The organism is Streptomyces hyaluromycini, assembly GCF_002217755.1.
Taxonomy (GTDB): Bacteria; Actinomycetota; Actinomycetes; order Streptomycetales; family Streptomycetaceae; genus Streptomyces; species Streptomyces hyaluromycini.
Window position 1 is genome coordinate 254,025 of record NZ_BCFL01000020.1, and the last position, 23,098, is coordinate 277,122.

The 23,098-nt window shown below is 72.4% G+C and carries 23 protein-coding genes; 8 read left to right on the forward strand and 15 right to left on the reverse strand.

The features are described 5' to 3' along the window. Positions 1–10 precede the first annotated feature (10 nt). The 6 genes from SSP29_RS22950 to SSP29_RS22975 all read right to left on the reverse strand — a co-directional run bounded on the left by SSP29_RS22950 (position 11) and on the right by SSP29_RS22975 (position 5,169). A complete protein-coding gene (locus tag SSP29_RS22950; RefSeq protein WP_089102630.1) occupies positions 11–961 on the reverse strand; it encodes a catechol 2,3-dioxygenase in 951 nt (316 codons plus the stop codon). Then, positions 942–2,060 (reverse strand): 4-oxalomesaconate tautomerase, encoded by a 1,119-nt coding sequence (locus tag SSP29_RS22955; protein ID WP_089102631.1) that lies wholly within the window; start codon positions 2,058–2,060, stop codon positions 942–944. The genes SSP29_RS22950 and SSP29_RS22955 overlap by 20 nt, the downstream gene beginning before the upstream one ends. Beyond that, on the reverse strand, positions 2,057–2,752 hold the full coding sequence (locus tag SSP29_RS22960; RefSeq protein WP_089102632.1) for a 4-carboxy-4-hydroxy-2-oxoadipate aldolase/oxaloacetate decarboxylase: 696 nt from the start codon (positions 2,750–2,752) through the stop codon (positions 2,057–2,059). The genes SSP29_RS22955 and SSP29_RS22960 overlap by 4 nt, the downstream gene beginning before the upstream one ends. After that, entirely contained in the window at positions 2,749–3,504 is a 756-nt protein-coding gene (locus SSP29_RS22965; protein WP_089102633.1) for a PIG-L deacetylase family protein, read from the reverse strand. The genes SSP29_RS22960 and SSP29_RS22965 overlap by 4 nt, the downstream gene beginning before the upstream one ends. Before the next feature lie 52 nt (positions 3,505–3,556). Next, the gene (locus SSP29_RS22970) at positions 3,557–4,207 is read right to left on the reverse strand and encodes a GntR family transcriptional regulator (RefSeq protein ID WP_089102634.1); all 651 of its coding nucleotides are present in this window, start codon (positions 4,205–4,207) and stop codon (positions 3,557–3,559) included. A 104-nt stretch (positions 4,208–4,311) separates the two neighbouring features. Continuing rightward, on the reverse strand, positions 4,312–5,169 hold the full coding sequence (locus SSP29_RS22975) for a LysR family transcriptional regulator (protein WP_089102635.1): 858 nt from the start codon (positions 5,167–5,169) through the stop codon (positions 4,312–4,314). Positions 5,170–5,237: 68 nt separating this feature from the next. Between SSP29_RS22975 and SSP29_RS22980 the strand changes: the two genes are divergently transcribed. Continuing rightward, complete coding sequence (locus SSP29_RS22980; protein WP_150134728.1) at positions 5,238–6,116, forward strand: EamA family transporter; 879 nt, start codon at positions 5,238–5,240, stop codon at positions 6,114–6,116. A gap of 95 nt (positions 6,117–6,211) precedes the next feature. Here the strand turns inward: SSP29_RS22980 and SSP29_RS22985 are convergent, their stop codons facing one another. From SSP29_RS22985 to SSP29_RS23000, 4 genes are all read right to left on the reverse strand, one after another. After that, the gene (locus tag SSP29_RS22985; protein ID WP_174855995.1) at positions 6,212–7,372 is read right to left on the reverse strand and encodes an NAD(P)/FAD-dependent oxidoreductase; all 1,161 of its coding nucleotides are present in this window, start codon (positions 7,370–7,372) and stop codon (positions 6,212–6,214) included. Then, positions 7,369–7,566, reverse strand: a complete 198-nt coding sequence (locus tag SSP29_RS22990; protein WP_089102904.1) for a ferredoxin — start codon at positions 7,564–7,566, stop codon at positions 7,369–7,371. Before SSP29_RS22990 ends, SSP29_RS22985 begins: the two co-directional genes overlap by 4 nt. A 32-nt stretch (positions 7,567–7,598) precedes the next feature. Beyond that, entirely contained in the window at positions 7,599–8,834 is a 1,236-nt protein-coding gene (locus tag SSP29_RS22995) for a cytochrome P450 (protein ID WP_089102636.1), read from the reverse strand. 301 nt (positions 8,835–9,135) lie between these two features. Further along, positions 9,136–9,846 carry a response regulator transcription factor gene (locus tag SSP29_RS23000; protein ID WP_089102637.1) on the reverse strand — a complete coding sequence of 237 codons (711 nt, stop codon included), beginning with the start codon at positions 9,844–9,846 and terminating at the stop codon, positions 9,136–9,138. Positions 9,847–10,131: 285 nt separating this feature from the next. Here SSP29_RS23000 and SSP29_RS23005 point away from each other — a divergent pair, with 285 nt between their 5' ends. Next, positions 10,132–11,172 (forward strand): zinc-dependent alcohol dehydrogenase, encoded by a 1,041-nt coding sequence (locus SSP29_RS23005; protein WP_089102638.1) that lies wholly within the window; start codon positions 10,132–10,134, stop codon positions 11,170–11,172. Here the strand turns inward: SSP29_RS23005 and SSP29_RS23010 are convergent. Then, positions 11,156–11,812 carry a TetR/AcrR family transcriptional regulator gene (locus SSP29_RS23010; protein WP_089102906.1) on the reverse strand — a complete coding sequence of 219 codons (657 nt, stop codon included), beginning with the start codon at positions 11,810–11,812 and terminating at the stop codon, positions 11,156–11,158. The genes SSP29_RS23005 and SSP29_RS23010 overlap by 17 nt on opposite strands. 209 nt (positions 11,813–12,021) lie before the next feature. Here SSP29_RS23010 and SSP29_RS23015 point away from each other — a divergent pair, with 209 nt between their 5' ends. From SSP29_RS23015 to hemC, 6 genes are all read left to right on the forward strand, one after another. Continuing rightward, positions 12,022–13,494: an MFS transporter gene (locus SSP29_RS23015; protein ID WP_089102639.1), complete on the forward strand. Its 1,473-nt coding sequence runs from the start codon at positions 12,022–12,024 to the stop codon at positions 13,492–13,494. Positions 13,495–13,731: 237 nt separating this feature from the next. After that, positions 13,732–15,933 (forward strand): MMPL family transporter, encoded by a 2,202-nt coding sequence (locus tag SSP29_RS23020; protein WP_167449985.1) that lies wholly within the window; start codon positions 13,732–13,734, stop codon positions 15,931–15,933. 98 nt (positions 15,934–16,031) lie between these two features. Beyond that, a complete protein-coding gene (locus tag SSP29_RS23025) occupies positions 16,032–17,249 on the forward strand; it encodes a sensor histidine kinase (RefSeq protein ID WP_089102640.1) in 1,218 nt (405 codons plus the stop codon). Then, positions 17,246–17,932, forward strand: coding sequence for a response regulator transcription factor (locus SSP29_RS23030; RefSeq protein WP_089102641.1), 687 nt, complete (start codon positions 17,246–17,248; stop codon positions 17,930–17,932). Before SSP29_RS23025 ends, SSP29_RS23030 begins: the two co-directional genes overlap by 4 nt. A gap of 93 nt (positions 17,933–18,025) precedes the next feature. Further along, entirely contained in the window at positions 18,026–18,982 is a 957-nt protein-coding gene (locus tag SSP29_RS23035) for an ATP-dependent DNA ligase (RefSeq protein ID WP_089102908.1), read from the forward strand. Positions 18,983–19,047: 65 nt separating this feature from the next. Then, the gene (gene hemC, locus SSP29_RS23040) at positions 19,048–19,983 is read left to right on the forward strand and encodes a hydroxymethylbilane synthase (RefSeq protein WP_089102642.1); all 936 of its coding nucleotides are present in this window, start codon (positions 19,048–19,050) and stop codon (positions 19,981–19,983) included. Between the two features lie 171 nt (positions 19,984–20,154). On the opposite strand, the gene SSP29_RS23045 is transcribed toward hemC, so the two are convergent. From SSP29_RS23045 to SSP29_RS23060, 4 genes are all read right to left on the reverse strand, one after another. After that, positions 20,155–20,685, reverse strand: coding sequence for a hypothetical protein (locus SSP29_RS23045; RefSeq protein WP_089102643.1), 531 nt, complete (start codon positions 20,683–20,685; stop codon positions 20,155–20,157). A 198-nt stretch (positions 20,686–20,883) separates the two neighbouring features. Continuing rightward, positions 20,884–21,735 carry an ABC transporter permease gene (locus SSP29_RS23050; protein WP_089102644.1) on the reverse strand — a complete coding sequence of 284 codons (852 nt, stop codon included), beginning with the start codon at positions 21,733–21,735 and terminating at the stop codon, positions 20,884–20,886. After that, entirely contained in the window at positions 21,695–22,522 is an 828-nt protein-coding gene (locus SSP29_RS23055; RefSeq protein WP_089102645.1) for an ABC transporter ATP-binding protein, read from the reverse strand. Before SSP29_RS23055 ends, SSP29_RS23050 begins: the two co-directional genes overlap by 41 nt. Continuing rightward, a complete protein-coding gene (locus tag SSP29_RS23060; protein ID WP_089102646.1) occupies positions 22,519–22,974 on the reverse strand; it encodes a MarR family winged helix-turn-helix transcriptional regulator in 456 nt (151 codons plus the stop codon). Before SSP29_RS23060 ends, SSP29_RS23055 begins: the two co-directional genes overlap by 4 nt. Positions 22,975–23,098 lie beyond the last annotated feature (124 nt).

The window sequence follows — 23,098 nt, forward strand, 5'->3', positions numbered from 1 at the left end:
CGAACCCGGATCAGCCGACCGGTGGCGTCCCGTGCGTGTGGAAGGACTCGATCGTCTTGAGCCCCCACGCCTGCCCCTTGGCCCGCTCGGCCTCGGTCCAGGTGACCAGCGGCCAGTCGGGCGCCAGCACCAGCCGGGTGAGCGGGTTGCACAGCTCGATGCGGTTGCCGCCCGGCTCGTAGACGTACAGGAAGAACGTCTGCTGGATGGCGTGCTTGTGCGGGCCCGTCTCTATGAACACGCCGGTGTCGATGGCGAGATCGGCCGCGCGCAGGATGTCCTCACGGGTGTCGGTCGCGAAGGCGATGTGATGCAGCCGTCCGGTCGAGCCGGTCCAGTCGGAGGTGTAGACGACGTCGTACGACTTCTGGGTGAAGGTCAGCCAGCGGGCCGCGATGGTCCCGTTGTCGAGGCGGACCTGCTCGGTCGGCCTGGCGCCCAGCACGTGTTCCTGGAACTCGGAGTTGGCGAGCACGTCGGCGGCCAGGAAGTTGACGTGGTCCAGGCGGCGCACACCGACGCCCCGGTTGGGCTTGGCCTGCGGCTGGTTCTTCAGCGCGGGCCTCAGCTCCTCGGGGGCCCGGTAGTGCTCGCTCTCCCAGTAGAGGGCGTGCTCGTGGCCGTCCGGGTCGGCGGTGACGTAGAGCTTGCCCAGGCCTGGCTCGTCCTCCACCCAGTGGCCGGTGCCGCCCGCCTCCTCGACCGCCTTGACACGGCGGTGCAGGGCCTCCTCGCTGGAGGTGCGCAGGGTGAGCCGGCCGAGGCCCGGCCGATCGCGGGCGGTGAGGACCAGGCTGTGATGCTCGTAGTCGTCGTACGTGCGCAGATAGACGGTGTCGCCGTCCTGGCCGTTGACGGTCAGTCCGAGGTAGTCGGTGAAGAAGGCGACGCTGGCGTCCAGGTCCGGGGTGAACAGCTGGGCGTGGCCGATATGGGCGATGTCACCGAGCGGCGGAGCCATCGTTGCCTCCTTGAGGTCGTGCGGGAAGGGCGGCGGCGCGCGGGAAGACGGTGCCGTCGAAGATCTTGCGGGCGGTGCGGACGACCGCGGTGCGGCGGGCGGCCGGCGGGGAGCCGTCGGAGCCGGGGTCGACGCTGGTGTCGATCTCCAGGAATCCGGTGGGGTGTTCGATGCGGACCCGGTCGCCGTGGTCCGGGAGCCGGGCTATCCGCTCCCCCACGCCGCCGGGCAGCCTGAGCCCCGCGGCCACGCTCGCGGCGCCGAGGACACCGATCGAGGTGTGGCAGCGGACGGGGATGAAGGTCCGGGTGGTGACCGCGCCGCCGTCGCGGGGCGGGGCGAGCAGGCTGAGTTTGGGCACGGTGGCGGTCTCGACGTCCCCGAGGCCCATCAGCCTGCCCGCCGCCAGCCGGATCTCGTGCAGCCGATCGGCGAGCGCCAGGTCCTCCTCCAGGTCCTTGGGCGCCTCGTACCCGGTGACGCCGAGGGCGCTCGCCGCGATGAGCACGGTCGGCATGCCGTTGTCGACACAGGTCACCGCGGTTCCGGCGACGGTGTCGCGGACGCTGCCGGTGGGGAGCAGCGGACTCTCCCCCGCCGGGAACTCGATCACCACCGGGGCGGCCGTGCCGGGCACCCCGGAGATCTCGGCATCCCCGGTGTAGTCGACGCGCCCGCCCGGGGTCGGGAAGGTGGCGACGGCCCGCTCCCCCGTGTTCAGCATCCGGATCCGTACCGAGGTCTCGCCGTCACCGGGGACCACGAGCCCCCGCTCCACGGCGAACGGGCCGACCCCGGCCAGGATGTTCCCGCAGTTCTGACGGTCGGTCACCTCCGGCCGGTCGACGGCGACCTGGAGGAAGAGGTAGTCGACGTCCGCCTCCGGGTCGTCCGACCCCGAGACCACCGCCACCTTGCTGGTGAGGGGGTGCGCCCCGCCCAGGCCGTCGATCTGGCGCGGGTCGGGGCTGCCCATCACCCGCAGCAGCAGGCCGTCACGGGCGGCGGGGTCGGCGGGCAGGTCCTCGGCCAGGAAGTAGGCGCCCTTGGAGGTGCCGCCGCGCATCAGCATGCAGCGCACCTCCGCGGGCCCGCTCACTGGGTGTACTCCTCGTACGACCTGTACTCGACGCCGAGGCGCTGAAGGGTCTCCCGCAGCCCGTAGCGGTCGAGGCCCAGCTGGCCGTCGACGAACGCGGCGCGGGTCGCGGCCTCCTTGGCCTCGCGGGCCTCGGACCTCTCGACCGTCTCGCGGGCACGCTCGCGCGGTACGACCACGACCCCGTCGTCGTCGGCGAGGATCACGTCACCCGGGTTGATCACCTGCCCGTCGACGGCGATCGGCACGTTGACCGAGCCGCCGGTGGCCTTGACCGTGCCCTGCGAGGAGACCGCCCGGGACCAGGCGGCGAAGCCCATGTCCCGCAGCTCCTGGGTGTCGCGGACACCGGTGTTCAGGACCACCCCGCGCACCCCGCGCTGCTTCAGCGCGGTCGCGAACAGCTCGCCGAACAGCCCGTCCGTGCAGGGCGAGGTGGTGGTCACGACCAGGATGTCGCCCTCGCCGCACTGCTCGACGGCCGCGTGGATCATGAGGTTGTCGCCGGGCCAGCTGAGCACGGTGACGGCCGTGCCCGCGACCCGTACGCCCTGCTGGATCGGCCGGATCCCCGGACCGAGCAGCCCGGTTCGCCCCATGGCCTCGCTCACGGTGGCGACACCGAAGCCGGCGAGGGCGTCGACGTCCTTCAGCTCCGCCTTCGGCGGGTTGGTGACGATCACGCCGCTCATGCCAGCTCCTTCGCGATCTGCGGGAACGGCCGCATGAACGCCTCGGCCATGGTGTTGTGCGCCAGGCCCAGGTTGGGGCCGGCGTTCCGCTTGAGCTGGACGCCGCGGCGGACGGCGAGGTCGGTGTAGTAGGCCCACAGGTGCTGCTGGGCGCCGAGGCACTCCATCGCCTTGCGCTTGGTGTCCCAGACCTCGGTGATGTCGAGCAGGACCTCGGGCCGGAAGCCGCTCATCTCGGGCTGGTGCGGCTCGAAGTAGAAGACCGGCGGGGCGCCGATGATGTCGCCCGCGCCCGGGTACCCGATGGCCTGGGCGAGGATGCGGGCCTCCAGAGCCATCCGGTTGGCGGCCGGGTGGTCGCCGTTGTAAGGGTCCTCGACGGGGTGGGTGAGCACGACGTCGGGCTGGGTCTCGCGGTAGACGGCGACCAGCTGGTCGGTCAGCTCGGCGGAGGCGACCAGCGGGTAGTCGCCCGCGTCGAAGAAACGGACCTCGGCGCCGAGCGCGGCGGCGGCCTTCTCCGCCTCCTCCCGGCGTATCGCCTTGATCTCCTCCAGGTTCCTGCCCTCGCGCCACGCCTTGGCGGACTCGCCGCGCTCGCCGAAGGTCAGACACGCGATGGTGACCTTCTCACCCCGGGACGCGGCCAGGGCGATGGCTCCACCCGCCCGCCACACGAAGTCCCCGGCGTGCGCGGTGACGACCAGGGTGGATCGCGGTGGGGTTTCGGCGGGCGCGTTGGCGTGCGTCATTGAAAAACTCTCCTTGGTGGACAGGTGTGCGCCCACCCAGCCCCGGGCGTTCTCAGTCGCTCAGTGCGTCGATCACGCTCGTGAGGTGGGCGCGGACGGCCGCCTCGGCCGCCTGCGGATCCCTGGCCCTGATCGCTTCGATCATCGCCAGATGCTGGTTCAGGGATTGCTGCGGACGTCCCGGGCGCAGCGCCAACTGGAAGCGGTGCCGCACCAGTTGGGCGTTGAGCCGCTCCAGCAGCTCCACGGCGGTCTGCTGGCCGGAGATCTCCCGGATCCTGTCGTGGAGTGCGTGGTTGAGCTCGGAGTAGGTGACCGGTTCGCCGTCGGCGACGGCCTTGGTCATGGCCGCCCCGAGGTCCGCGAGTTCGGTGAGCTGCTCGTCGCTGGCCGCGACGGCCGCCTTGGCCGCGCACAGTCCCTCCAGGACCATGCGGCACTCGGTGATCGCGACCGCTTCCTCCACGGTCACCACCCGCACCCGCGAGCCGCGGTTGCGGATCCGCTCGACCAGTCCCTGGGCCTCCAGATCGATCAGTGCCGCACGGATACTGGCCCGCGTCACACCGAACTCCTCGGCGAGCTCGTTCTCCACCAGCCGCTGGGCCGGGGCCATCTCGCCGTGCAGGATCGCCTGCCGCAGCAGCGTGAACGCATGCTGCTTGGCCTGCTCTCCGGTGCTCGGACGGGCTTCCTTCGGCATTGCGCCCTCCCTGAGTGAGTGCCTGTCGAACGTAAATCTAGCCAAACAAGATTGTCAACAATTTTGTCTGCCGTATTGCCGGGGCAATCCGGCGGACCGTGCGCTCAGCCGCTGCGGTACAGGTCACTGAGCAGTTCGAGAACGGCCTGCTGGGCGGGGTGCGGATCGTCCCGCCACCAGGCCAGCCGGACGGCGACCGGCTCGGCGTCCCGGACCGGCCGGTAGACGACGCCGGGCCGCGGGTACTGGTTGGCGGTCGACTCGGCGGTCACACCGACCGCACGGCCCGCGCCGATGGCGGTGAGCCAGTCGTCGACGTCGTGCGTCTCCTCGACGGCCGGCCGCGACTCCGGCGGCCACAGCTCCGGGGTGGTGGTGCCGGTACGCCGGTCGACCAGGAGGATCCGGCCGGTGAGGTCGGCCAGGCGTACGGTCCGGCGCCGGGCCAGCGGATCGTCGGCGGCCAGCGCGCACAGCCGTCGCTCCAGCCCGACGAGGGCCGAGTCGAACCGCCGGTCCTCCACCGGACGGCGCACCACCGCGAGGTCGCAGATGCCTTCGGCGAGGCCGGCGGAGGCCGTGTTGACCCGGACGAGCTGCAGATCGGTCCCGGGGCACGCCGCGGCCCAGTCCCGCTGGAAGGCGACGGTGTGCCGGCCCACGGCCGACCAGGCATAGCCGATGCGCAGCAGGTTGTGCCCCGAGCCGGCCTCCTGGACCAGACCGGCGACGTCCGCCAGCACCCGCCGGGCGCGGGCCACCACCCGCAGTCCGGTGGCCGTCGGGGTCACCGCGCGCGAGGTACGCCGCAACAGTCGTACGCCCAGCGCGCGTTCGAGGGCCGCCAGGGTGCGCGAGACGGCCGCCTGGGACACCCCCAGGGCGATCGCCGCGTCGGTGAAGCTGCCCTCGTCGACGATGGCGACAAGACAGCGCAGCTGCCGCAGCTCGACCTCATCCATACGGACAGCGTATAGATTCCGGGCCGCATGCATTTTGCGCAAGGACGGGTCGGGCGGACCCTCCTCCCATGCGACGAGCCCCCGAACGCCCCGTCTCCTCCCCCGCGGTCGTGCCGTCCGCGCCGACCCGGCTCTCCGGCGTGGCGACCATGTTCGGCAGCGGCCTGTCCAACCAGACCGGCGCGGCGATCGGCTCCCTGGCCTTCCCGGTCCTCGGCCCGCTCGGGGTGGTGGCGGTACGGCAGTACGTGGCCGCGCTCGTCCTCGTGGCCGTCGGCCGGCCCCGGCCGCGGGACTTCACCTGGCCTCAGTGGTGGCCGGTGCTGCTGCTGGCGCTGGTCTTCGGCACGATGAACCTGACCCTGTACACCGCGATCGACCGGGTCGGCCTGGGCCTGGCGGTCACCCTGGAGTTCCTGGGCCCGCTCACCATCGCCCTGGCCGCCTCCCGCCGCCGGCTGGACGCGGGGTGCGCGGTGCTGGCGGCGGCCGGGGTGGTGGTGCTGATGCGCCCGCAGCCGTCCACGGACTACGCCGGGATGGGGCTGGGCCTGGTGGCAGCGGGCTGCTGGGCGTCGTACATCCTGCTCAACCGGGTGCTCGGGCGCCGGATACCGGGGGCGCAGGGCCCGGCGGCGGCCGCGAGCGTGTCGGCACTGACGTTCCTGCCGATCGGCGTCCTGGTCGCGGCAAGGCACCCGCCGACGACCGGAGCCGTCCTGTGCGCGGTGGCGGCGGGCGTCCTGTCGTCGGCGGTGCCGTACCTGGCCGACCTGCTGACGCTACGCAAGGTCCCGCCCCAGACCTTCGGCCTGTTCATGAGCGTCAACCCGGTACTGGCGGCGGTGGTGGGGTGGGCGGTGCTGGGACAGAGTCTGGGAGCGCCGGAGTGGGCGGCGATAGGAGCGGTGGTCGCTGCGAACGCCGTGAGCCTTGCGCCCCGTTAGAGGCGCGGGGCTGTGTCAATATGCGGCTCCGCCGCGTGGGCGCGACCAGCCCCCACCGGCCCGCAGTACCCCCACAACCGATCCCACCCCACACTTCAGCCCACGGCCTCCCCCCAAGCCGCCCCCACCGCAATCGCCTGCCGCCACCCCCGCATCACCTTCGGCGGCACCCCCACCGCGAGCACCCCGCTCAACCGCTCCCCCCTCCGATACGCGGCGACGAACCGCCCCTCCTCCAACTCCCCCTCCACGACCCGCACTTCCTCGTGCCCCCGCAGATACCCGTACGCCTGGATCTTCATGTCGTACTGGTCGGACCAGAAGTACGGCACCGGCGCGAACGCCTTGCGCGCCTCGGGATTGAGGAGATTCCGGGCCGCGGCCATCCCCTGCTCCGCCGCGTTGGTCCGGTGCTCGATCCGCATCGAGACCCCGAACAACGGGTTGTACCAACGGGCGACGTCACCCGCCGCGTACACCCCCCGCGCGGCCTCGCAGTACTCGTCGCAGACGACCCCGTCGCCGACGGCCAGCCCGCTGTCGGCCAGCCACTCGACATTGGGCAGCGAACCGATCGCCACCAGCACCTCGTCGGCCTCGATCTCCGCCCCGTCGGCGAGCCGCACCCCGTCCTCGGTCACCTCGGTCACCGCGACCCCGGTCCGCAGGTCCACGCCCCGCTCCAGGTGGGCCCGGGACAGCACCCGGCCCACCTCCTCGCCGACCGCGTGCGCGAGCGGCACCGGCGCCGGTTCCAGGAGGGTCACCTGCGCACCCAGCCGCCAGGCGACCGCGGCGGCCTCGGCGCCGAGGAACCCGGCGCCGACCACCACCAGCCGCTGCCCCGGCCAGAGCCGCTCCCGCAGGGTGAGCGCGTCGTCGAGGGTGCGCAGCACATGCGCTCCCTCTCCGGGCAGCCGGCGCGGCCGCACCCCCGTGGCCACGATCAGCCCGTCGTAGGGCACCGCCGAGCCGTCGGCCAGACGCACCGTACGGTCCGCCACGTCCAGCCCGCTCGCCGCCACCCCGAGTCTCCACTCCACTCCCAGGGAGTCGAGTTCGGTCGGCGCCCGCAGTGTCACCCGGTCCGGCGCCCACTCGGCCGACAGCACCTGCTTGGACAGCGGGGGCCGGTCGTACGGGGTGTGGAGTTCGTCGCCGACGAGGGTCAGCGTGCCGTCGTAGCCCTCGCGGCGGAGCGTCTCGGCCGCCGCGAGCCCGGCCGCGGAGGCGCCGACCACCACGATCCGGTTCACTGCTCCACCAGTCGGATCGCGGCGGCCGGGCAGATCGCCACGGCCTCGCGGACGGCGTCCAGGGTGTCCCCGGCGGGATTCTCGTCCAGGACGAAGGCGATGCCGTCCTCGTCCCGCTGGTCGAACACCTCGGGGGCGGCGAGCACGCACTGCCCGGATGCGACGCACTTCGGTTCGTCCAGTTCGACATGCATGGTGTTCTCCTTGCTGTGGGTGGGGAGCCGGGTCACCAGGTGACCGGGAGTTCATAGACTCCGTAGACGGATCCGTCGTGCTTGAAGGGCAGTTCGCCGATGCCGGCGGCGAGCCTGAGGCCGGGCACGCGGCGGTAGAGGGTGCCGTAGACGACCTGGAGTTCCATCCGGGCCAGCGGCTGGCCCAGGCACTGGTGGACGCCGAAGCCGAAGGCGACATGGCGGCGGGCGTCGCGGGTGAGGTCGAGGCGGTCGGGGTCGGGGAAGGCCTCGGGGTCGCGGTTGGCGATGTCGTTCGGCATGATCACGCCCTCACCGGCCCGGATCACCTGACCGGCGACCTCGATGTCCGCCAGGACCGCGCGGCGCCGGCCGCCGTGCACGATGCTCAGGTAGCGCAGCAGTTCCTCCACCGCGGACGCGATCAGCTTCGGGTCGTCGGTGTCCCGCAACAGGGCCAGCTGTCCGGGGTGTTCGAGGAGGGCGAGGGTGCCGAGGGCGATCATGTTGGCGGTGGTCTCGTGCCCCGCGAGCAGCAGCAGGACGCCCATCTGCGCGGCGTCGGTCCGGGTCAGCTCGCCCGACTGCACGCGGGCCACCAGCCCGGAGAGCAGGTCGTCGCCGGGGTGCGCCATCTTCTCGCCCATCAGCTCGTCGAGATAGCCGATCAGCTTCCCGTGGGCGGCCATCCGGTCCTCCATGGCCGCGTCCCGCCTGATGAGGATCTTGCTGTTCTCCTGGAAGAAGTCGTGGTCGTCGTAGGGCACTCCGAGCAGCGCGCAGATCACGAGCGAGGGCACCGGGAGTGCGAACGCCTCGACGAGGTCGACGGGTTTCGGGCCGGCGAGCATCTCGTCGATCAGGTCGTCGACGATCTTCTGTACGGCCGGGCGCAGCGCCTCGACGCGTTTGATCGCGAACGGTGCGGTGACCATGCGGCGCAGCCGGGCGTGCTCGGGGTCGTCCATCAGGATGAAGCTGATGTTGTTCTTGCCGTTGCTGGGGGCCTGGAGCGGATATCCGGGCCGGGTGAGGTCGGCGCTGACCCGCGGGTCGAGCAGCACGGCACGCTGGTCGGCGTACCGGGTGAGCAGCCAGTAGTCCTTGCCGTCCCAGAGCCGGACCTTGGCGAGCGGCCCCTCCTCCCGGGCGGCGCTCAGGCCCGGGGGCGGGTCGAAGGGGCAGCCCGCGGCCCGGGGCATCGGGAACTCGTGGACCGGTGCGGACGGGCCGGGTCCGGTGCCGCTACTGGTCAGGGTGTCGGCCATCGCTGTCTCCTCGGTGTGGGGGATGAGCACATGCAAACAGGATGGGCTGACCGCATCCGGTCAGTTCCCTGACATCAAGCTGACGTGACCCAGGTCACAGAGCCGCATCATCGCCATAACCCGCGTACCGGACAGACATCATAAACTTCCTTATGGATAACGCGACTTGACGTCACGGGCGATACCGCGCACCCGCATGAGCGGTCGACCGATCCCCCGCCGCGTCCACCACGCCAGACGGACGACGCGGCCACCAGGGCATTTGCTCACGGATTCCATCGCGAAGCGGCCATCCGGACCCTCACGACTCCCCCAGCCAGTAGCCGAAACCCCGCCGGGTGTGGATCAGCGCGGGTCCGCCCCGGTCGACCTTGCGCCTGAGCCGGGAGACAAGCTGCTCGATGGCGTTGCCGCCCCGGAACTCGCCCCAGACGTAGCGGCTGATCTGCTCCTTGGACAGCACCTTCTCGGCGTTGACCAGGAGGTGACGCAGCAGCCGGTACTCGGCGGGCGTGAGGTCGAGGGTGCGGGCGCCCCGGCGGGCCCGGCAGGTGCCGTCGTCCAGGACCAGGTCGGCATGGTCCAGCATGCCGCCCCGCCGGTCGCCGCCCACGCCCCGGAGCAGAACCTTGACCCGGGCGAGGACCTCGGCGATCCGGAAGGGTTTGGTGACGTAGTCCCGTTCGCCGGCGCCGAGTTCGGGCACCAGCCGGGCCAGGGATTCACAGACCGCGAGCAGGAGGACCGGAGGCCGGTAGGCCGGCTTGAAGCGGCCGCCCTGGGCGAGGTCGTCGAGGCCGGGCAGTTCGGCGTCGATGACGACCAGGTCGTACCGGTACTCCGCGAGCCGCCGCGCCACCTCGGCGCCGCTGCCCGCCGCACCGGTCCGGTAGCCCGCCAACTCCAGGGTGGAGATGAGGAGTTCGGTGGTGTCCGGGTCACCGGCGGCGACCAGGAGGCGCTGCCCGCTGCCACGGGCGAGCACGGGGGGTAAGGGGGAGCTGCCATACATGGGGTGACCCATTCGTTCGAGGCGCCGGCAATTCGCTTGCTTGACTCAAGTAAGCCACATATGCTTGCCTAACTCAAGTAACCGGGGTCGTCCTGAGCGGAGGCCGCCCCGGGGGCCTGCCCAGTGGCGGGCCCTGGCGCCGGAGCCCGTGGGGACGGGAACCGGCGCGGCCCTCGGGCCGGTCGCCGGCCCACTCCCCCCGGCACGGCGACCGGCCCGAGGGCATCTCCTCGGCCACACGGCCCGACAGACCAGCACGGCACCACCAGAAAGCGAGAGTCACCCATGGCCACGATGAAGTCCGTACAGACCGGCGGCGTCGGCCGGATCGAGGTCGTGGACGTCGAGCGTCCCGTGCCCGGCCCGAAGGACGTGCTGCTCAAGATCCGCGCGGGCGGTATCTGCGGCACCGACGTCACCTTCCTGCACATGGGCGGCATGCCCGCCCACGCCCACCTGGGCGGCGACCTGGTCCCGATCGCCCTGGGCCACGAGCCGGCCGGCGAGGTCGTCGAGGTCGGCGCCGAGGTCACGGGGCTGAAGACGGGCGACCGGGTGGTGGTGAACCCGCAGGACGCGCCCACCGGGATCATCGGCTGCGGCGGCCGGTACGGCGCCCTCAGCGAGTACCTGCTGATCGAGAACGCCGAGGTGGGACGGAGTGTCGCGGTGTTCCCGGACACCGTGCCGTTCGAGGTCGCTTCCCTGAACGAACCGATGGCCGTGTCCCGGCACGCGGTCAACCGTTCCGAGGCCGCGCCGGACGACAAGGTGGTCGTGTTCGGCGCCGGACCGATCGGTCTTGGCGCGGCGATCTGGCTGAAGCTGCGAGGCGTCCGGCACGTGGTCGTCGCCGACGTCATCCCGGCCCGGCTGGAGAAGGCGCTGGCCGTGGGCGCGGACGCCGTGATCAACTCCGCCGAGGAGGACGTCACCGCGCGGCTGACCGAGCTGCACGGGCAGAGCGCCAACGCGCTGGGCCAGCCCCGCCCGGGCACCGACGTCTTCATCGACGCGGCCGGCGCCCCGGCGGTCTTCAACACCGTGGTGGCCAACGCACAGTGGCACGCCAGGCTGGTCATGGTCGCCGTGCAGAAGAAGGGCGAGATCGACCTCGGCGGCATGCTGCGCAGCGAGCTGACCCTCGTCGCCTCGCAGGGCTACCCGACGGAGATCTTCGAGGTCACCCCCGAACTGGTCGAGCACCACGAGCGGTTCGCGAAGCTGATCAGCCACCGTGTCCCGTTCACCGACGTCCACCGCGCCTTCGAGCTGGCGCTGACGCCGGGGGCCGCCGAGAAGGTCGTCGTCACCTTCGACGCGTAGCGGAGACGGGCGCCAGCCACAGCCCGAGGAGCGCGTCGGTGAGCCCGGTGGCCGCGTCGCTCCAGGTGGCGCGCGGAGTGGCGGTGCCCTCGGCGAGGGCGCGCTCCCGCTCGGCGCAGGTGTGCAGGATCAACGTCCGTGCCATCAAGCCGCGTTCGGTGCGGACCTCGGCGGGCAGCTGAGGCAGCCGCCGGTTCAGCGCGTCGACGGCCCGGCGCAGCGACGGCGAAGTGAGGGACTCCTCGACCATGATGTCGTACAGAGCGGGGTCGGTCATGACCTGGGCGCAGAAGCGGGCGTACCAGGTCGGCCTGCCCAGGCCGGCGAGGTGCTCGGTGATCGGGCGGACCAGGCAGTCCACCCAGTCGCGCACGTCGTCGGAGTCGCCGACCTCGGCCAGCAGGCGGACCCGGATCTCCTCGATCCGGTCGAAGTGCCGGGCGGCGACGGCGCGGACCAGGTCGGCCTTGGTGCCGAAGTGGTAGCCGACGGCCGCGTTGTTGCCCTGGCCGGCGGCCTCGCTGACCTGGCGGTTGGAGACGGCGTACACGCCCTGTTCGGCGTAGAGCCGCTCCGCCGCGCCCAGGATGGCCTCCCGCGTCGCGCTGACCTGGTCCGCCCGTGCCGTCCTGCCCGCCATGCCCACCACCGCTCCGGGACCGCGCACCACCCGGACCGGCCGGTCCCGCGAGCCGTACCGGGGCCCCGCCCGAAGCGGCGAGGTCCAGCCGAAGAAGCCTACGCGGCAGGGCCGCCGAGTGCGGTGACACCCTGCCAGTACAATAAGTCAAGCGACTGACTTAAATATACGCCAGTCGCCCCCTGCCCTGCCTACGGAGGCCCTCTCCCATGTCCGAAGCCCCTGTCCGGCCCGCCGGGTCCGTGAGCCCGGCGCGCACCGGTCCGAACGCGGTGGTGGCGGTGCTGGCCCTGGCCGGTATCACCGTCTCGCTGATGCAGACCCTGGTGATCCCGATCGTCCCGGAGCTGCCGAAGTACCTGAACGCCTCCGCGTCCAACGCCGCCTGGGCGGTGACGGCGACCCTGCTGGCCGCCGCCGTGGCCACCCCGGTGGCCGGCCGCCTCGGCGACATGTTCGGCAAGCGGCTGATGCTGCTGGTCAGCCTGGTGCTGCTGGTCTCCGGCTCGGTGGTGGCCGCGCTGAGCGACTCGCTGGTCCCGATGATCGTCGGCCGTAGCCTCCAGGGCCTCGCGGCCGCGGTGGTCCCGCTGGGCATCAGCATCATGCGCGACGAGCTGCCCCCGGAGCGCCTCGCGGGCTCGACGGCGCTGATGAGTGCCTCGCTGGGCGTCGGCGGCGCGCTCGGCCTGCCGACCGCGGCCTTCATCGCGGACCACTACGACTGGCATGTGCTGTTCTGGACCTCGGCCGCCCTCGGTGTCGTCGCGTTCGTGCTGGTGATGCTGCTGGTGCCGGAGTCCAAGGTGCGCTCGGGCGGCCGCTTCGACGCGGTCGGCGCGGTGGGCCTCGCGGTCGGCCTGGTCTCGCTGCTGCTCGCCGTCTCCAAGGGTGCCGACTGGGGCTGGGCGAGCGGCACCACGCTCGGCCTGTTCGCGCTCGCGGTCGTCGTGCTGCTCGCCTGGGGCTTCTTCGAACTGCGCACCGTCCAGCCGCTGGTCGATCTGCGCACCACGGTCCGCCGCCAGGTGCTGTTCACCAACCTCGCCTCGATCGCGTTCGGCTTCTCGATGTTCGCGATGTCCCTGGTGCTCCCGCAGCTGCTCCAGCTGCCGACCCAGACGGGTTACGGCCTCGGCAGGTCGATGCTGACGGTCGGTCTGGTGATGGCGCCGCAGGGTCTGGTGATGATGGCCTTCGCCCCGGTCTCGGCCGCCATCACCAAGTCCAGGGGTCCGAAGATCACGCTCATGATCGGCGCGGTGATCGTCGCCGCGGGCTACGGCCTCAACATCGTCCTGATGTCCGAGGTCTGGCACCTGATCCTGGTCTCGTGCATCATCGGCGCCGGTGTCGGGTTCGCGTACGGCGCGATGCCCGCGCTGATCATGGGTGCCGTCCCGGCGTCGGAGACGGCCGCCGCGAACAGCCTCAACACGCTGATGCGGTCCATCGGCACTTCGGTGGCCAGCGCCGTCGCCGGAGTGGTCCTGTCTCAGCTGACCATCAGCCTCGGCGGCACCACCCTGCCCTCCGAGAACGGCTTCAAGGTGGTCATGGCGATCGGTGCGGGCGCGGCCGTCCTGGCCTTCGTCCTCGCCTCCTTCCTGCCCGGCCGGCGCCCGGCGGACCCGGAGCCCGCTCCGGCCCCGGTCGAGCCCACGGCCGAGTCCGTGCACTGAGCCGCGGACGCGGAAGGTGATCAGCGGTGGGGCGGGCCGTGCCTTCGGGGGGCGGCCCGCCCCACCGCGTACGCCCCTCATGACAGGAGGCTGTCAGCCGCCGGGATGACGGCCGCCGGCGCGTGTACTGCGTACTCAGTAGCCGGGATTGTCGGCAGCCGCACGACGACGGCACGGGGTGGCCGCCGGGACTCTGGACCGGTCCCCGCGAACAGCAGATGTGGAGATCTCCGTCCCGTGGCTACTTTCCTCTACCGACTGGGCCGTCTGGCCTTCCGGCGGCGCCGACTCGTCGCCGTGCTGTGGGTGGCCGTGCTGGCCGCCGTCGGCTTCGCCGCCGTCCGGGCGCCCGAGGCACCCGACACCTCCTCGACCATGCCGGGGATCGAGTCCCAGCGCGCCTTCGACCTGCTCGGCGAGCGGTTCCCGGGCTCGGCGGCGGACGGGGCGAACGCCCGGATCGTCTTCGTGGCCCCCGAGGGCGAGAAGGTGACCGCCGGCCCGAACCGGGCGGCGATCGAGAGGCTGGTCGGCGAGGCGGCCGACGGCGCGCAGGTCGCGAGCGCGGTCAGCCCGTTCGCGGCGAAGGGCGTCAGCGCGGACGGTACGACGGCCTACGCGAACATCACCTTCAAGGTGACCGCGCACGACCTCACCGACGCGGCCAAGCAGCACCTGGAGAAGGCGATCGACCGGGCCCGCGGCTCGGGGCTGACCGTCGAGACCGGCGGCACCGCCCTCGCCACCCAGCCCGCTGCGGGGGGCTCCGCCGAGGCGGTCGGCATCGCGATCGCCGCCCTGGTCCTGCTGCTCACCTTCGGCTCCCTGGCGGCGGCCGGACTGCCGCTGCTCACCGCGCTCATCGGGGTCGGCATCGGCATGGCCTCGATCCTGGCCCTGGCCAAGGCGCTCGGCCTCTCCTCCACCACCGGCACGCTGGCGACCATGCTGGGCCTTGCCGTCGGCATCGACTACGCGATGTTCGTCGTCTCGCGCTACCGCGAGGAGCGCGCGAGGGGCCACGCCCCGCAGGAGGCGGCCGCCCTCGCCGCCGGTACGGCCGGTTCGGCGGTCGTCTTCGCCGGGCTCACCGTGGTCATCGCGCTGGCCGGGCTGTCGGTGGTCGGCATCCCGATGCTGACGAAGATGGGGCTGGCCGCCGCCGGTGCGGTGGTCGTCGCGGTGCTGATCGCGCTGACGCTGGTGCCGGCCCTGCTCGGCTGCTGGCCGAACGCCGTGCTCTCGCGCCGGGCCCGCAGGAGCGGCCGGGTCGAGGAGGCCGGGGAGAACAACGGCGGCAGCCGCTGGGCGCGGTTCGTGCTGCGCCGTCCGCTGGCCGTGCTGCTGCTCGGGGTGGTCGGCCTGGGCGCGCTCGCGCTGCCGGTGCGGGATCTGCAACTGGGCATGCCCGGCGACGAGGTGAAGCCGACGTCCACCACCGAGCGCCGGGCCTACGACGACCTGGCGCAAGGCTTCGGCCCGGGCTTCAACGGGCCGCTGACCATCGTCGTCGACGGCACCGGGGCGACTGACGTCAAGGGCGCGGTCACGACGATCACGCGGCGGATCAAGGACACCGAGGGCGTGGTCTCGGTGTCGGCGGCGCGGTTCGACGCGGCGGGCGACACGGCGGTGTTCTCGGCGGTCCCGGCGACCGGTCCGAGCGACGAGCGGACCAAGGAGCTCGTGCACGCCATCCGGGGTGAGCGTGCGGCCGTGGAGGCGGGCACCGGGGCCACCTTCCTGGTCACGGGCACGACCGCGGTCAACATCGACGTGGCCCAGAAGGTGCAGGACGCGCTGGTGCCGTACCTGCTGGTCGTGGTCGGGCTCGCCGTGGTGCTGCTGCTCCTGGTGTTCCGTTCGGTGCTGGTCCCGCTGAAGGCGGCGCTCGGCTTCCTGCTGTCGGTGCTGGCCTCGCTGGGCGCGGTCGTCCTGGTCTTCCAGCAGGGGCACGGCGCGGATCTGCTGGGTGTGGAGTCCACCGGGCCGGTGATGAGCCTGATGCCGATCTTCCTGGTGGGCATCGTCTTCGGACTCGCCATGGACTACGAGGTGTTCCTGGTGTCCCGGATGCGGGAGGCGTACGTGCACGGGAGCGGGCCGGGGCAGGCGGTCGTCAGCGGGTTCCGGTACAGCGCGCGGGTCGTGGCGGCCGCCGCGCTGATCATGATGGCGGTGTTCTCCGGGTTCATCGGCGCCGGCGAGTCCATGATCAAGATGATCGGGTTCGGGCTCGCCTCGGCGGTCCTGTTCGACGCGTTCGTCGTACGGATGGCGATCGTCCCGGCGGTGCTGGCGCTGCTGGGCCGGTCGGCCTGGTGGCTGCCGCGATGGCTGGACCGGGCGCTGCCCTCCGTCGACGTGGAGGGCGAGGCGCTCGGCCGTACGGTGCCCGCCCCGGCCGGTGACAGCGCCCCGGAACCGGCTCGCCTGTGACCCTCGCCCTCCCCCGGGGCCGCCCGCGCCGCCGCAGCGCGGGCGGCCCGCCCGCCGTATCACGGACCATGGTCACAGGAGACCGACCGGAGCGATCGATGAGCACCCCCTGGCAGCGCTACACCGAAGAACACACCCGTACCGTCGACACCATGGCGGCGGTGCTGCTGTTCGCCTCGTTCCTGTTCGGCAGCGAGATCACCATGAGCGCCGAGGACCAGCACACGGTCGGCCTCACCATCGCCCTCGCCGCCGTCGGCTGCGGTGCGCTGCTCTGGCAGCGCACCCGGCCGCGCACGGTCGTCGCCCTCGGCGCGGCGGCCACCGCGGCCGCCGCCGGGCTCGGGCATCTGCCCACCCCGCTGCTGCTGGGCGGGCTGATGCTGGCGCTGTACCGGCTGGCGGTCGACACCGACCGGCCCACCGCCCGCCGGTACTACTTCGCGAGCGTCGCCCTCGTGGTGGGCGCCGCGATGGTCTTCGCGCCGGCGGGCATCCCCTGGCCGCTGGAGACGATCAGTCCGGCCGCCTGGCTGCTGCTGCCGGTCGTCGCCGGCAACGCGGTCCGGCTGCAGACCGCGTATCTGGACGCCGTGCAGGCGCGGGCCGAGTACGCCGAGCGCAGCCGGGAGGAGGAGGCCCGGCACCGGGTCGCGGAGGAGCGGATGCGGATCGCCCGGGAGCTGCACGACGTGGTCGCCCACCATCTGGCGCTGGCCAACGCCCAGGCCGGCACGGCCGCCCACCTCTCGCGCACCCATCCCGACCAGGTGCACCGGATCCTCGGCGATCTCGCCGGTACGACCGCCTCCGCGCTGCGCGAGCTGAAGGCCACCGTGGGGCTGCTTCGGCAGACCGGCGACCCGGACCTGCCGCTCGCACCGAGCCCCGGCCTCGACCGGCTGCCGGAGCTGACCGAGGCCTGCGAGTCCGCGGGACTCGCCGTGCACGTGAGCGTCGAGGGCAGCCCGCGGCCGCTGACGGCGGGCGTGGACCTGACGGCGTACAGGATCGTGCAGGAGGCGCTGACCAACGTCACCAAACACGCCTCGGCCGAGGCCGCGTACGTCCGGATCGGCTGGGCCCGGGACCGGCTGACCCTCACCGTCACCGACGACGGCACCGCCACCGCCCCGGCCGCGCCCGCCCCCGGGCACGGCTTCGGGCTGATCGGGATGCGCGAGCGGGCCCAGTCGGTCGGCGGTGCCTTCGCCGCCGGGCACCGGGAGGGCGGCGGCTACGAGGTCACCACCCGGCTGCCGCTGTACCCCAGCGCCCCCGGCGCCACGGAACCGGAAGAACAAGGGACGCCATGACCATCCGCGTGCTGCTCGCCGACGACCAGGCCCTGCTGCGGGCCACCTTCCGGATCCTGATCGACTCCTGCGCCGACATGGAGGTGGTCGCCGAGGCCACCGACGGCGCCGAGGCGGTCGCGCGCACCCGCGAGCACCGGCCCGACATCGTGCTGATGGACATCCGGATGCCCGGCACCGACGGGCTCGCCGCCACGGCCGCCGTCTGCGCGGACCCGGAGCTGTCCGGCGTGCGGGTGCTGATCCTGACCACCTTCGAGGTCGACGAGTACGTGGCACAGGCGCTGCGCTCCGGGGCCAGCGGCTTCCTCGGCAAGGACGTGACCGCCGAGGCGCTGCTGGCCGGGATCCGCACGGTGGCCGCCGGCGAGTCGCTGCTCTCCCCCACCGCGACCCGCACCCTCATCACCCGGTTCCTGGCCACGCCCGCGCCCGGCGCCCGGCTCGCCGCCCCCGAACAGCTGCGGGTCCTCACCGCGCGCGAACGCGAGGTCATGGCGCTGGCGGCCGAGGGCCGCTCCAACGACGAGATCGCCGGGAAACTGTTCGTCTCCCCGCTGACCGTGCGCACCCACATCCACCGGGCGATGACCAAGCTGGACGCCCGGGACCGGGCCCAACTGGTGGTGATGGCCTACCAGTCGGGGCTGGTGCAGCCCCCGCCGCCGGGGCCGGACGCCTGAGGCCCGTCCGGGGGAACCGGCGCCGCCGGGCGCGTGCGGCGACGGCGGCCGGTTCACATCTCCTGGGTGACCGCCCTCCCCGTGATCCCGCCCATGCTCGCCACCCCCGGCCGGCTGCCGCCCGCCGCACAGGACGCCAAGTGGGCCTACGAGACCAAGCAGGACGGCCAGCGGGTGGTCGTCTACCTGCCCGGCGACGGCAGCATGCTGCTGCGCGCCCGTTCCGGCGAGGAGATCACCGCGGCCTATCCCGAACTGCGCCCGCTGTCGCAGGCTCTGGGCCGGACCCCGGCGATCCTGGACGGCGAGGTGCTGGCCGTCGACGAACAGGGGCGCGCCGACTTCCAGTTGCTGCAGAGCCGGATGGGCCTGGCCCACGCCCCGGCCCGGGCGGCCCGGATGGCGGCCCGGGTCCCGGTCCATCTGGTGCTGTTCGACGTGCTGCTCCTGGCTGACCCGCTGCTCACCACGGCATACGCGGACCGGCGGGCACGCCTGGAGTCCCTGGCCCTGGAGGGGCCGCACTGGTCGACGCCGGGGGCCGTCGTCGGGCACGGCGCCGAGGCGCTGCGGGCGACCCGGGAGCACGGTCTTGAGGGCCTGGTCTGCAAGCGGCTCGACTCGGGGTACGAGCCGGGGGTGCGGTCCCGCGCCTGGATCAAGATCCGGAACATGCGCGCCGAGGACGTGATCGTCGGCGGCTGGCTGCCGGGCAAGGGGCGGCTGACCGGGCTGCCGGGCGCGGTGCTGGTCGGCCAGCGGTCCGCCGACGGGCGGCTGCGGTACGTCGGCGGGGTGGGCACCGGCTGGAGCGCGGCGGAGCGGACCGAACTGGCCGCGCTGCTGCGGGCCGCCGGCACCGACTCGTGCCCCTTCGACCCGGTCCCGGCGGTCCCGGACGCCCGCTGGGTGCTGCCCCGGCTGGTCGGCGAGGTCAGGTACAGCACCCGGACCCGGGCCGGGCTGCTGCGCCAGCCGTCCTGGCTGCGGCTGCGCCCTGACCTCGCACCGGAGGAATCGGCGGCGGACCTGCCTCCGGACGCGGACTGACGGCCGGGCGGCGACCGACAGGATGTCGGAATCCGCGATTGACGGGAAGGTCTATGGTGTCTGTCATGTCGGTTCCCGAGTTGATCCGTATCGTCTCCCGCGACTCGCCGATGGCCCTGGCCCAAGTGGCCCGCGTCCGAGCCGAGTTGGCCGCCCTCCATCCGCAGGTGCGCACCGAGGTCGTGCCGGTGAAGACAACCGGCGACAAGTGGCTGGGCGATCTCTCACAGGTGGAGGGGAAGGGCGCGTTCACCAAGGAGGTGGACGCCGCGCTCCTGGCCGGCAAGGCGGATCTCGCCGTGCACTGTGTGAAGGACGTGCCGGCGGACCGGCCGTTGCCCGCCGGCACGGTGTTCGCGGCGTTCCTGAAGCGGGACGACATCCGCGACGCTCTCGTCCACCCGGGCGGGCTGACGCTGGATCAGCTGCCGCCGGGTACCCGGATCGGCACCTCCTCGGTCCGCCGGGTCGCCCAACTGGCCGCCACCCACCCGCACCTGGAGTGCGTGCCGTTCCGGGGCAACGACAACCGGCGCCTGGAGAAGCTCGCCGCCGGGGACGCCGACGCGCTGCTGCTCGCGGTGGCGGGCCTGGAGCGGATCGACCGTACGGACGTGATCAGCGAGGTGCTGGACCCGGAGACGATGATGCCGCCCATCGGCGCCGGCATCCTCGCGCTGCAGTGCCGGGAGGGCGACTCCGAGCTGATCGACGTGGTGAGCGGGCTCGGTGACCCGGACACCTACCGGGAGGCGACCGCCGAGCGGATGTTCCTGCATGTGCTCCAGGGCCACTGCAACAGCCCGATCGCCGGCTTCGCCCGGGTCGACGGCGGCGGTGAGCTGTCGCTGCGCGCCTGCGTGTTCACCCCGGACGGCAAGACCCGGCTGAACGCCCACGAGTGGGCGGGGCGCCTCGACCCGGCGACGCTCGGGACCTCGGTCGCCGTGGCCCTGCTCCGGCAGGGCGCCCGCGAGATCATCGACGGCATCCCCCACTGAGCGCTCCGCTGGTGGCGCCGGGATGGGTCGTCGTTCGGCTGCGGCGCCGTCGTGGCTGGTCGCGCAGTTCCCCGCGCCCCTATCGGGGCGCTGCCGAACCGCAGCGCACTTCGCCGGACCCGCTTAGGCGCTCAAGGGGAAGGCCGCGATGCGCCTTCGGGGCGCTGCCGCTCAGGATGTGGTGGGGCCGGGCTCTGTCTGGTCCTTGAGGAAGGCTGTCACCTGGTGGGACAGGCTGCCCGGGCCGGCGGCCTGGCAGGCCGCGGCGGTCGTCGACTCCAGCACGCCGATGCCGCCCGCCCACAGCCGGCGTTCCGTCCACTCCTCGTCGACCCTCAGGTGGACCTGGATGTCCACCTGGGCCAGGGCTGCCTCCGGTCCGGCGGCGTAGAGGACGGCGGTGGCGCGGCGCAGCGGGTAGACGTCGAAGCCCTCGATGAACTGGGAGTTGCGCCAGTCGATGAACGCGCCCTCGCCGTCGGGGCCGACCCGGACGTCGATCTGGCCGTCCTCCAGCTGGACGCTGAAGTGGCGGGAGCCGCGGTTCTCGATGGTCACCCGGGCACTGAAGTACGTCAGCCCGGCCGCGGCGTCGTCCCGGCCGCGGGGCGGCTCGGACTCCTCCAGGCGGTGGACGCGGACCCGCAGACCGGCATGTTCGTCGTACTCATGCCAGTCCCCGACCACGTTCGGCTCGTACACAATGCCCCTCTCGACCCCCGCTGTTTATCTGTGTGCTCAGCGCACTGTCAAATGAGCGGAATGCACTGTGGCCAGGGGGTTCGCCCGCTTTGATCGCTGATCAAGCGTTGCGCAGCGGTTATCCCGCCCCAGGGGTCCGGAGCGGGTCGCGGGCGCGTGCCGCACATCACGTCGGCGTGCGTCCCGGCCGCGGCCGGCTCAGCGGGCCAGGCGGCCGAGCAACGAGGAGGCCGCGGTGATGCCGAGGGCTGCGGCGACCGCCAGCACACCGAAGTCGAGGCCGAGGTGGGCGGGCGTGCCGAGCAGCAGGCCGCGCAGGGCGTCGACCTGGTAGCTCAGCGGGTTGATCTTGCTGACCACCTGGAGCCAGCCGGGCATGATCGCCACGGGGTAGAGGGCGTTGGAGCCGAAGAACAGCGGCATGGTGATCGCCTGCCCGATGCCCATCAGCCGGTCGCGGCTGAGCACGATGCCCGCGATGCTCATCGACAGGCAGGAGAAGAAGGCCGAGGCGAGGACCACGGCGAGCCCGACCCCGAGGAGCTTCAGCGGGTTCCAGGTGAGGGAGACGCCGAGGATCGCGGCGATGACGATCACCACGACGGCCTGGATCAGGGACTTCACGCCGGCCGCGAAGGCCTTGCCGGTGATGAGGGCGGAGCGGGGGGTGGGGGTGACGAGGAGCTTGTTGAGGATACCGGCGTCGCGTTCCCAGATGATCTGGATGCCGTAGAAGATGGCGATGAACATCGCGGACTGGGCGATGATGCCGGGCGCCAGGTAGTCGATGTAGGGGATGCCGCCGGTGGGTATCGCCTTGATCCGGGTGAAGGTCTGGCCGAAGATCAGCAGCCAGAGGGCGGGCTGGATGGCGCGGGTGTAGAGCTCGGTGCGGTCGTGGCGGAGCTTCTGCAGCTCGACGGCGCACATGGCGACGACCCGGGCGGGCAGCAGCCGCCAGCCGGAGCGCGGCTGGGGTGGGGTCAGCAGCAGGGACGTGCCCGTGGGCTCAGCCGACACGGTTCGCGGTGCGGCGGGTGCTTCGGACATCGCGGAAACCTCCTGACCGGTCGTCGAGGCCGCTGCCGGCCACGTCGCGGAAGACGTCTTCGAGGGTGGGCAGGGCGTCGCCGCCCTGGCGTTCGGCGAGACCGCGCCGGAGCTCGGTGGGGGTGCCGAGGGCGCGGATGCGGCCGCGGTGCATCAGGCCGACCCGGTCGCAGTGCTGGTCGGCCTCGTCCATGTAGTGGGTGGTGACCAGGACGGTCATGCCGGTGGCTTCGCGTACGGCGTTGATCTGGTCCCACACGCCGGTGCGGGCGATCGGGTCGAGGCCGATGGTCGGCTCGTCGAGGATCAGCAGCCGGGGCGCGCTGACCAGCGCCTGGGCCAGTTCGAGGCGGCGGACCATGCCGCCGGAGTAGGTGCCGGCGAGCCGGTCGGCGGCGTCGGCGAGGTCGACGACCTCCAGCGCCTCGGCGACCCGCGCGGCCCGCTCGCGCCGGGGGACGTCGAAGACGCGGGCGAACAGCTCGACGTTCTCGCGGCCGGTGAGTCCGCTGTCGGCGGACAGCTGCTGCGGGACGTAGCCGAGCAGTCTGCGGACGGCCATTCGGTCCTTGCCGGTGTCGTGGCCGAAGACGCGGACCATCCCGGCGGGGACGGGCAGCAGGGTGGTGATGCAGCGGATGGCGGTGGTCTTGCCGGCGCCGTTGGGGCCCAGCAGGCCGAAGACCTCGCCCTCTCCGACGCTCAGGTCGAGTCCGTCGACGGCCTTGGTCTCTCCGAAGGAGTAGGAGAGACCGGTGCAGGCGACTGCGGTGGTGTCCGTTGTCATGATTCCCCGGCCTCCTCGTGCAGGGTGTCGGCGAGCCGGCGCAACGCGGGAAGCGCCGCTCGCAGCGCCTCCCGGTCCGCCTCGTCCAGCCGGGCGACATGGCCGGCGACGAGTTCCGCGCGGCGGCGGTGCCAGTCGGCGAGTCGTTTCTCGGCGCGTTCGGTCAGCTGCAGCCGGGCGGCCCGCCGGTCGGCCGGGTCGGTCTCCCGGAGCAGGTAGCCGTCCTTGACGAGCTGGTTGACCAGGGTCGACACCGAGTTGCTCGCCAGGTACAGCTCCTTGGCGGCGTCCGAGATGCCGATCCCGGGCCGGGACTCGACCAGCCGCAGCAGCTCCACCTCGGCACCGCGCAGCCGCGGCCGGGTGAGCCCGCGCCGCAGCCGGCGACGGATCAGCCGCTGGATGCCGACCAACGCGTCGGCGAGTTCTTCCGGAAAGGTCTCCGATTCCACACCTCGAAGATTACCTCTGCTACAGAGGTATCTCTCCCAAGGGAGGGTCAAAGTCAGAGCCGAGAGGAGATCGGCGTAGAAATGAGAACTATCTCACCTTTTCGAGTGAATTGTTTTGCTATGC